Raw genomic sequence first — 9562 nt, forward strand, 5'->3', positions numbered from 1 at the left:
GTTCAGTCTATTCCTGTTGCGTAAATCTCGCTACGCAGAATCTTCATCTTTTCAGGTACAAACGCTTTTATTGCTACATTTGTATAACATACAGCGCGCAACGCTATCGACCATAAAGGTGGCATATGGTGTGATCGGGGTTCAATAAATTGCGAAACAAGGTATACTCCAGCAGTTTCCTAAGATGTTTATTGTACTAAACGCTCCCGTAAGAGGACGCTACTGCGCACCTATGACACAATTCGCTTCTCCTGTTCTGCACTCGTTGCTGGATACAGATGCTTATAAGTTGCATATGCAGCAAGCCGTGTTTCATCACTACTATGATGTGCATGTCGCGGCGGAGTTTCGTTGCCGTGGTGACGATCTGCTGGGTATTTATGCCGATGCTATTCGTGAACAGGTTCAGGCGATGGAAAACTTGTGCCTGCGGGATGATGAATATCAGTGGCTCTCTGCCCTGCCTTTCTTTAAAGCCGACTATCTCGACTGGCTGCGTGAATTCCGCTTTAATCCGGAACAGGTCTCTGTTACCAACGATAACGGTAAGCTGGATATTCGTTTAAGCGGCCCGTGGCGTGAAGTCATCCTATGGGAAGTCCCTTTGCTGGCGGTGATTAGTGAACTGGTACATCGCTATCGCTCACCGCAAGCCGACGTTGCGCAAGCCCTCGACACCCTGGAAAGCAAATTAGTCAACTTCTCGGCGTTAACCGCCGACCTTGATATGTCTCGCTTCCATCTGATGGATTTCGGCACTCGCCGCCGCTTCTCCCGTGAAGTCCAGGAAAGCATCGTTAAACGCCTACAACAGGAAAAGTGGTTCGTTGGCACCAGTAATTACGATCTGGCGCGTCGTCTTTCCCTTACGCCAATGGGAACCCAGGCTCACGAGTGGTTCCAGGCACACCAGCAAATTAGCCCGGTTCTTGCCAACAGCCAACGTGCCGCTCTTGCTGCCTGGCTGGAAGAATATCCCGATCAACTGGGGATTGCGTTAACCGACTGTATTACGATGGATGCATTCTTACGTGATTTCGGCGTGGAGTTTGCCAGCCGCTATCAGGGCTTGCGCCATGACTCTGGCGACCCGGTAGAATGGGGCGAAAAAGCGATTGCACATTATGAGAAACTGGGAATTGACCCGCAAAGCAAAATACTGGTTTTCTCCGACAATCTGGATTTACCTAAAGCGGTTGAGCTTTATCGCCACTTCTCTTCTCGCGTGCAATTAAGTTTTGGCATTGGTACACGCCTGACTTGTGATATTCCTCAGGTAAAACCCTTGAATATCGTGATTAAACTGGTGGAGTGTAACGGTAAACCGGTGGCGAAACTTTCTGACAGTCCTGGCAAAACTATCTGCCATGACAAAGCGTTTGTCCGCGCGCTACGTAAAGCGTTCGACCTTCCGCATATTAAAAAAGCCAGTTAATATCATCAGGGAGCCATCGAGGCTCCCTTTTTTGCCTTTTATTCTGAAATCTTTCGCCGCATCTGCGAATTCTGCTTGTCTGATTGCAGATGCCAGGTAACATAGGTATCCCCCCACTGACGGGTGGACAAGTGTTTATTTTTTCCGACTATTAACAGAGAGAATATTATGAGCGTTGTGCCTGTAGCCGACGTACTCCAGGGCCGCGTAGCCGTTGACAGCGAAGTCACCGTGCGCGGATGGGTACGTACCCGCCGAGATTCAAAAGCTGGCATCTCCTTCCTCGCCGTTTATGACGGTTCCTGCTTTGATCCTGTACAGGCTGTCATCAATAATTCTCTGCCCAATTACAATGAAGACGTACTGCGTCTGACCACCGGTTGCTCGGTTATTGTGACGGGTAAAGTCGTGGCATCGCCAGGCCAGGGGCAACAATTTGAAATTCAGGCCAGCAAGGTTGAGGTAGCAGGTTGGGTTGAAGATCCCGATACTTATCCGATGGCCGCAAAACGCCACAGTATTGAATATCTGCGTGAAGTCGCTCACCTGCGTCCGCGCACTAACCTGATTGGCGCAGTAGCACGCGTTCGCCATACGCTGGCGCAGGCGCTGCATCGCTTCTTTAACGAGCAGGGCTTCTTCTGGGTTTCTACGCCGCTTATTACCGCGTCTGATACCGAAGGCGCTGGCGAAATGTTCCGCGTTTCAACGCTGGATCTGGAAAACCTGCCACGTAACGATCAGGGTAAAGTCGATTTCGATAAAGACTTCTTTGGTAAAGAGTCTTTCCTGACCGTATCTGGTCAGTTGAACGGCGAAACCTATGCCTGTGCGCTGTCGAAAATTTATACCTTCGGCCCGACCTTCCGTGCTGAAAACTCCAACACCAGCCGTCACCTGGCGGAATTCTGGATGCTGGAGCCAGAAGTCGCGTTTGCTAATCTGAACGATATCGCCGGTCTGGCTGAAGCAATGCTGAAATATGTCTTCAAAGCCGTTCTCGAAGAACGTGCTGACGACATGAAATTCTTCGCTGAACGCGTGGACAAAGATGCTGTAAGCCGCCTGGAGCGTTTCATTGAAGCAGACTTCGCCCAGGTTGATTACACCGAAGCAGTCACCATCCTTGAAAACTGCGGTAAGAAATTTGAAAACCCGGTTTACTGGGGTGTAGATCTCTCTTCCGAGCATGAGCGTTATCTGGCGGAAGAACACTTTAAAGCACCGGTAGTGGTGAAAAACTATCCGAAAGACATTAAAGCGTTCTATATGCGCCTTAACGAAGACGGTAAAACCGTTGCCGCAATGGACGTTCTGGCGCCGGGTATCGGTGAGATCATTGGTGGTTCGCAGCGTGAAGAGCGTCTGGACGTGCTGGACGAGCGCATGCTGGAGATGGGCCTGAACAAAGAAGATTACTGGTGGTATCGCGATCTGCGTCGCTACGGTACTGTTCCACATTCCGGTTTCGGTCTTGGCTTTGAACGCCTGATTGCCTACGTGACCGGCGTACAGAACGTGCGTGACGTGATTCCTTTCCCACGTACTCCGCGTAACGCCAGCTTCTAATTCATCACTTCCTGAAAGAGTCAGCGCACGCTGGCTCTTTTTTATCCCCTTCTGTCAAGTTATCTGTTTGTCAAGTCAATCAATCTATTTGCAACCCCTCAAGCCCCCTCTTCCTGTTACGGAATATTTCTCTGAAATATTTGCGAACAAAAAATTAACCCACAGTCTTATTGCGGATTAGCAATTTCTTAGCTGATAGCACAATTTTTATACTTATTTTTGGCTTTCTGGACGCCTGAAAGCGTGATTCAGCGAGACGGCGGGGAAAAATGATCAGAAAGAAAATTTCCGTTTAGTTAATTTAAATATAAGGAAATCATATAAATAGATCAAATCCACTGCAAATATCATTAAAGCCCAATGGAAATATGACGGCGTTCACAAAGTTCCTTAAATTTTACCTTTGGTTACATATTTTTTCTTTTTGTAACTATATCTTTATCTTTGTAGCACTTTCACGGTAGCGAAACGTTAGTTTGAATGGAAAGATGCCTGCAGATACATAAAACACCAAACTCTCATCAATAGTTCCGTAAAGATTCATTGACAGAATTTATTGGCGGCAGTGGCAGGTGTTATAAAAAAAACCATGAGGGTAATAAATAATGATGAAGCGCAATATTCTGGCAGTGATTGTCCCTGCTCTGTTAGTAGCAGGTACTGCAAACGCTGCAGAAATCTATAACAAAGATGGCAACAAAGTAGATCTGTACGGTAAAGCTGTCGGTCTGCATTATTTTTCCAAGGATAACGGTGAAAACAGTTACGGTGGCAATGGTGACATGACCTATGCCCGTCTTGGTTTTAAAGGGGAAACTCAAATCAATTCCGATCTGACCGGTTACGGTCAGTGGGAATACAACTTCCAGGGTAACAACTCTGAAGGTGCTGACGCTCAAACTGGCAACAAAACCCGTCTGGCATTCGCTGGTCTGAAATACGCTGACGTAGGTTCTTTCGATTACGGTCGTAATTACGGTGTTGTTTATGACGCACTGGGCTACACCGATATGCTGCCAGAGTTCGGTGGTGATACCGCATACAGCGATGACTTCTTCGTAGGTCGTGTAGGCGGCGTTGCTACCTACCGTAACTCCAACTTCTTTGGTCTGGTTGATGGCCTGAACTTCGCAGTTCAGTACTTGGGTAAAAACGAGCGTGACACTGCACGTCGTTCTAACGGCGACGGTGTTGGCGGTTCCATCAGCTACGAATTCGAAGGCTTTGGTATCGTTGGTGCTTATGGTGCAGCTGACCGCACCGACCTGCAAGAAGCTCAGCCTCTCGGCCAGGGTAAAAAAGCTGAACAGTGGGCAACTGGCCTGAAGTATGATGCAAATAACATCTACCTGGCAGCGAACTACGGTGAAACCCGTAACGCTACCCCGATCACTGGCGGCTTTGCCAACAAAACGCAAGACGTTCTGTTAGTTGCGCAATACCAGTTTGACTTTGGTCTGCGTCCGTCCATCGCTTACACCAAATCTAAAGCGAAAGACGTAGAAGGCATCGGTGATGTTGATCTGGTGAACTACGTTGAAGTGGGCGCAACCTACTACTTCAACAAAAACATGTCCACCTATGTTGACTACATCATCAACCAGATCGATTCTGACAACGCGCTGGGTGTAGGTTCTGATGATACCGTTGCTGTAGGTATCGTTTACCAGTTCTAATAGCAGACCTCTTTGTTAAATGCCGAAAAAACAGGACTTTGGTCCTGTTTTTTTATGCCTTCCAGAGCAATCTCACGTCTTGAAAAAACAGCCTGCGTTTTCATCAGTAATAGTTGGAATTTTGTAAATCTCCCGTTACCCTGATAGTGGACTTCCCTTCTGTAACCATAATGGAACCTCGTCATGTTTGAGAACATTACCGCCGCTCCTGCCGACCCGATTCTGGGCCTGGCCGATCTGTTTCGTGCCGATGAACGTCCCGGCAAAATTAACCTCGGGATTGGTGTATATAAAGATGAGACGGGCAAAACCCCGGTATTGACCAGCGTTAAAAAAGCTGAACAGTATCTGCTCGAAAATGAAACCACCAAAAACTACCTCGGCATTGACGGTATTCCTGAATTTGGTCGTTGTACTCAGGAACTGCTGTTTGGTAAAGGTAGCGCCTTAATCAATGACAAACGCGCACGTACAGCCCAGACCCCAGGTGGTACCGGTGCATTACGTGTAGCTGCCGATTTCCTGGCAAAAAATACCAGCGTTAAGCGTGTGTGGGTGAGCAACCCAAGCTGGCCAAACCATAAGAGCGTATTTAACTCTGCGGGTCTGGAAGTTCGTGAATACGCTTATTACGATGCGGAAAATCACACTCTGGACTTCGACGCTTTAGTTAACAGTCTGAACGAAGCTCAGGCCGGTGACGTTGTCTTGTTCCACGGTTGCTGCCATAACCCTACCGGCATCGATCCTACACTGGAGCAATGGCAAACACTGGCGCAACTTTCTGTTGAGAAAGGCTGGCTGCCGCTGTTTGACTTCGCTTACCAGGGTTTCGCCCGTGGTCTGGAAGAGGATGCTGAAGGTCTGCGCGCTTTCGCAACTCTGCATAAAGAGCTGATCGTCGCCAGTTCCTACTCTAAGAACTTTGGCTTGTACAACGAGCGTGTTGGCGCTTGTACTCTGGTTGCCGCAGACAGTGAAACTGTCGATCGTGCATTCAGCCAGATGAAAGCAGTAATTCGCGCAAACTATTCTAACCCACCGGCTCACGGGGCTTCGGTTGTTGCCACAATTCTCAGCAACGATGCTTTGCGTGCAATCTGGGAACAAGAGCTGACCGATATGCGCCAGCGTATTCAGCGTATGCGTCAGTTGTTTGTTAATACGCTGCAGGAGAAAGGCGCAAACCGCGACTTTAGCTTTATCATCAAACAGAATGGTATGTTCTCCTTCAGTGGCCTGACTAAAGAACAGGTACTGCGTCTGCGCGAAGAGTTTGGCGTGTATGCAGTTGCTTCTGGTCGAGTGAACGTAGCCGGAATGACACCAGATAACATGGCGCCGCTGTGCGAAGCGATTGTGGCAGTGCTGTAAAAACTAGTTAAACGAAGCCCGCTGTAAAAGCGGGCTTTTTTATGCGCTTTTACCAGACGGGCATTTCGTCTTGCAGGAAGGGATTATGCAGGCGCTCGTAACCAAGAGTGGACAATGGTCCGTGACCCGGAATAAATGTTACGTCATCGCCAAGTGGCAGCAGTTTATCCTTGATAGAGGCAATCAGTTGATTGTGATCGCCTCGTGGGAAGTCACTGCGCCCTACTCCGCCTTTGAAAAGGACGTCGCCAGAAATCAACAGTTTTGCCTGATTATCAAAGAAAACCACATGGCCTGGGGTATGCCCTGGGCAATGTAACACCTGTAAAGTCACATTCCCTATGCTGATAGTATCGCCTTCATTCAGCCAGCGATCTGGTGTTAATGGCTGACACTCTTCAAGGCCAAACATACGACTCTGCGCAGGCAAGCCTTGCAGCCAGAACTCATCTTCTTTTTCCGGGCCAAGCACTGGCACACCGTAGTGTTGTGCCAGTTCCGCCGCTGCGCCAACGTGGTCCAGATGACCATGCGTCAGCAGGATCTGCATTAGCGTCAGGCCGCTGGCGTCAACTTCCTGTTTGATTTTTTCCGCATCGCCGCCAGGATCGACCAGTGCGGCCAGGCGAGTTTGCTCACACCAGATCAATGAACAGTTCTGGGAAAATGCGGTGACCGGAATAATACGATAGTTCATACTGCCCCTGTTTCGTTAAGCGATTGTTACCAGTGCCGCGCAGGCCCGGTATCAATATGCACAAAGTTACTGCGTGGGTAATATCCTACACCACCTGCGCGCATAGATAACGCAGCTTTGCGTATATTGCTTAACGCAATACCTTCAATATGGAAGTCCATCGCCTGCCCTTTAGTGTGATAGCTTTTCTTTGCTACTCCACGGCTGTGGGCGCGTAATTCATTATTGGTGTCAATAGAACGGTAGCCAGAAATGAGCTGTACCGGTTTGCGGGTGCCTAACAACCCTTGCAGGCGATATAACTGGTCGAATAATCCTGGGTCGATGGACCTTATTTTGTTCGCGCGGAAATCGCGGAAAAAATGGTTTAGTTTTGCCAATTCTTCCTGAATATAGCCTCTGCCATCGAAAAACTCCGCCTTAATTGACTCTCCGGTGTGGAGATTGTTAAGTGTCAAAATGCGCGGACGTGGGGTAGAGAGTGTCGCAAATGAAGGCGTCGGCAGGATGGCGGCACCAAGTGCAACGCCACCAAGCGCCAGCAATTTGCGGCGATTAGCGTCGAATTTGTCCATGATAATCAAGTCTACAGGTCAATGTTATCGTTTATATGCACTTCTGGCGCACAAGAGGCACCTTAACCGCCCATAAAGCTGACGTCAAGATGACTCACCCCCAGCAGTGACGGGGGCTACAGAGAATAGCCCCCGAACATGCCAATTATTACGACAACAGATTTTCCCGAACTACTTCATTTACCTGATTAATTGTTCCGCTTTTGAGACAATTTGCGAGCTGGATCGTGCAGGCAGATCATAATTGTAAATATCTGTACGATATTGGGTACGACCATCTGCACCAACAAAGGCGGTCAGATAGTAAAGATTAACCGGTATCGATTGACGGATATTGACGTAACGGGTATCCCCCCGCTTCAGAGCATCGGAGATTCGCTTGTCATTCCAGCCAGCATCCTGCAGCAGCATATTTGCCAGATCCGACGCCTTATTCACCCGCACACAGCCAGAACTCAACGCGCGAGTATCACGTTTGAAAAGATTGTGATTCGGCGTGTCATGCAAATAGATAGCGTCTGAGCTCGGCATATTAAATTTATACCGCCCTAGCGAATTTCGCGGGCCAGGAGCTTGCTGGAAGCGGAACGGCAAATTCGATGCGGTTATCGTCGACCAGTCAATCTGCCACGGGTCAAGCGCATCTTTGCTGTTCCAGCCGCGCATAACCGTATAGCCATGGCTTTCAAGATAACCTGGATCGTTACGCACCTTTGGCAGAATATCTTTGCGTGCCAGCGTCGGCGGTACGTTCCACGGCGGGTTTACCACCACATTGTTTAAAGCACTGCTCATCATCGGCGTTTTGCGATCGGGACGACCGACAATGACCCGAGAATCCAGCACCTGATTGCCGTTCTGATAATAGACCAGCGAATAGGCCGGAATATTAACCATGATGCCAGTAGAAAGCCCGGAGGGAAGCAAGCGCAATCGCTGGATATTGAGCGCCAGCACGCCCGCACGCTGTGCAGGCGTGACATTTAACCAGTCTCGCGTTGCCGGGCCAATAGCGCCATCTGCCCCTAAGCCTTGCCATGCCTGAAAACGTTTCACGGCTTCCACCAGCTCATTATTATAGGCAGCTCGGACAGCTGGCGCAGGTTTACTGCGAGCTGTAGTTTGCTTATCCATCGGCTTAGTTTCGGCTGTTTCGATTGCAGTGGCAGACGGGCTAACTACCGCGCCTGCCGATGTTTCATCGCCCGGCAGTGCTATTTTCGGCCCACCTTCGAGCATGCCCGTACGCTGCAAAATCTCGCGCAGCGCCGGGACGTCGTTACTCCATTGACCAGGGCGCAGCGTTGCTTTACCGGTCAGTTGCGGCCACGGTTTGGAATCACTCAATAAGGTCAGTAAAGATTCATGCATTGCTGAATATTGCGGATGCTGTGGTGCCAACCCTGTGACAAACGTGGTCAGTTGACCGTTATCCAGCGCCACCTGCCAATGGTTAATGACCGAGAGCGGCGGTGTTGAGAGCGCATAAGGTTTACTGCTGTACAGCCAGCGAGTACCTTTGACCGGAATGTTTGCAACGAAATGGAGATACCCCATCATTGCATCCGATAGCACCACATCGCGCGCCATACCGTTAACGCCAGGGTCGGTCAATAACTCCACCCATTTGTTAAACTGCGGTTGAAAACCGGCAATCGCCACTTCCGCCAACTGCTGCTGGAAAGCTTTAACTGCATCACGATTTTCCCACATCGGCTGCATATCGCGTGCGGCATACAAGAGTTGAAGCTGGTTAAGATAAACCGGCTTATAACCTGCAGGTAATTGTGATTCAATTTGTGTGCGGGCCTTTTCTGCCGCACCTTCAGGTAGCGGTTGAATCCCCGCCATTATTGCCGTGGCTTGCGCCTGCGGCAGTACATCTCCCTGTTCACTTACAGCCACCGGGCTGTCACCAGGGATAACTTCAGGCTCATCAGCCTGCACACTGAACAGTGGAGCGAATGTTACGGCCAGGCACAAACTGATTGCCGAAAGCCGACGACCACACATCATGTTAAGCAACATCCCTTGCCCCCTGTTTTTATCATACTCTGAATAGCCAGGCTGTTTTATCTTAACTGCCTTTACAACGCCAATACTCATGAAAGTATGACGAGCAAGCCTGTTACTTATCAGGCTTACCTTCAGTATATAAACGTCGGTACGTTTTTACACAACCTAATGTAAAGAAGTTTAAAGAAAAGCGCGCCATAATGCGGCATTTTTTTAGTGC

At 49.2% G+C, this 9562-nt stretch carries 7 protein-coding genes; 4 read left to right on the forward strand and 3 right to left on the reverse strand.

Annotated elements, in window-relative coordinates; translation table 11 throughout:
• Positions 1-232 precede the first annotated feature (232 nt).
• From pncB to aspC, 4 genes are all read left to right on the forward strand, one after another.
• Entirely contained in the window at positions 233-1435 is a 1203-nt protein-coding gene (pncB, locus tag D9742_RS05455; RefSeq protein ID WP_130236238.1) for a nicotinate phosphoribosyltransferase, read from the forward strand.
• A gap of 168 nt (positions 1436-1603) precedes the next feature.
• Complete coding sequence (asnS, locus tag D9742_RS05460; RefSeq protein ID WP_130236239.1) at positions 1604-3004, forward strand: asparagine--tRNA ligase; 1401 nt, start codon at positions 1604-1606, stop codon at positions 3002-3004.
• Between the two features lie 605 nt (positions 3005-3609).
• On the forward strand, positions 3610-4680 hold the full coding sequence (ompF, locus tag D9742_RS05465; protein ID WP_130236240.1) for a porin OmpF: 1071 nt from the start codon (positions 3610-3612) through the stop codon (positions 4678-4680).
• A 183-nt stretch (positions 4681-4863) separates the two neighbouring features.
• Entirely contained in the window at positions 4864-6054 is a 1191-nt protein-coding gene (gene aspC / locus D9742_RS05470; protein ID WP_130236241.1) for an aspartate transaminase, read from the forward strand.
• Between the two features lie 49 nt (positions 6055-6103).
• Here the strand turns inward: aspC and gloC are convergent, their stop codons facing one another.
• The 3 genes from gloC to ldtD form a co-directional block, all read right to left on the reverse strand.
• Complete coding sequence (gloC, locus tag D9742_RS05475; RefSeq protein ID WP_130236242.1) at positions 6104-6751, reverse strand: hydroxyacylglutathione hydrolase GloC; 648 nt, start codon at positions 6749-6751, stop codon at positions 6104-6106.
• A 26-nt stretch (positions 6752-6777) separates the two neighbouring features.
• Entirely contained in the window at positions 6778-7326 is a 549-nt protein-coding gene (locus D9742_RS05480; protein ID WP_130205347.1) for a YcbK family protein, read from the reverse strand.
• Positions 7327-7506: 180 nt separating this feature from the next.
• Positions 7507-9354 carry a L,D-transpeptidase gene (gene ldtD / locus D9742_RS05485; RefSeq protein WP_130236243.1) on the reverse strand — a complete coding sequence of 616 codons (1848 nt, stop codon included), beginning with the start codon at positions 9352-9354 and terminating at the stop codon, positions 7507-7509.
• Between the last annotated feature and the right edge of the window lie 208 nt (positions 9355-9562).

The sequence above is a fragment of the Escherichia sp. E1V33 genome, from assembly GCF_004211955.1.
Classification (GTDB): domain Bacteria; phylum Pseudomonadota; class Gammaproteobacteria; order Enterobacterales; family Enterobacteriaceae; genus Escherichia.

Bases quoted from the DNA above. Each gene is read 5' to 3' on its own strand.
- pncB (WP_130236238.1), top strand. From the start codon at position 233: ATGACACAATTCGCTTCTCCTGTTCTGCACTCGTTGCTGGATACAGAT.
- asnS (WP_130236239.1), top strand. From the start codon at position 1,604: ATGAGCGTTGTGCCTGTAGCCGACGTACTCCAGGGCCGCGTAGCCGTT.
- ompF (WP_130236240.1), top strand. From the start codon at position 3,610: ATGATGAAGCGCAATATTCTGGCAGTGATTGTCCCTGCTCTGTTAGTA.
- aspC (WP_130236241.1), top strand. From the start codon at position 4,864: ATGTTTGAGAACATTACCGCCGCTCCTGCCGACCCGATTCTGGGCCTG.
- gloC (WP_130236242.1), bottom strand. From the start codon at position 6,751: ATGAACTATCGTATTATTCCGGTCACCGCATTTTCCCAGAACTGTTCA.
- D9742_RS05480 (WP_130205347.1), bottom strand. From the start codon at position 7,326: ATGGACAAATTCGACGCTAATCGCCGCAAATTGCTGGCGCTTGGTGGC.
- ldtD (WP_130236243.1), bottom strand. From the start codon at position 9,354: ATGTTGCTTAACATGATGTGTGGTCGTCGGCTTTCGGCAATCAGTTTG.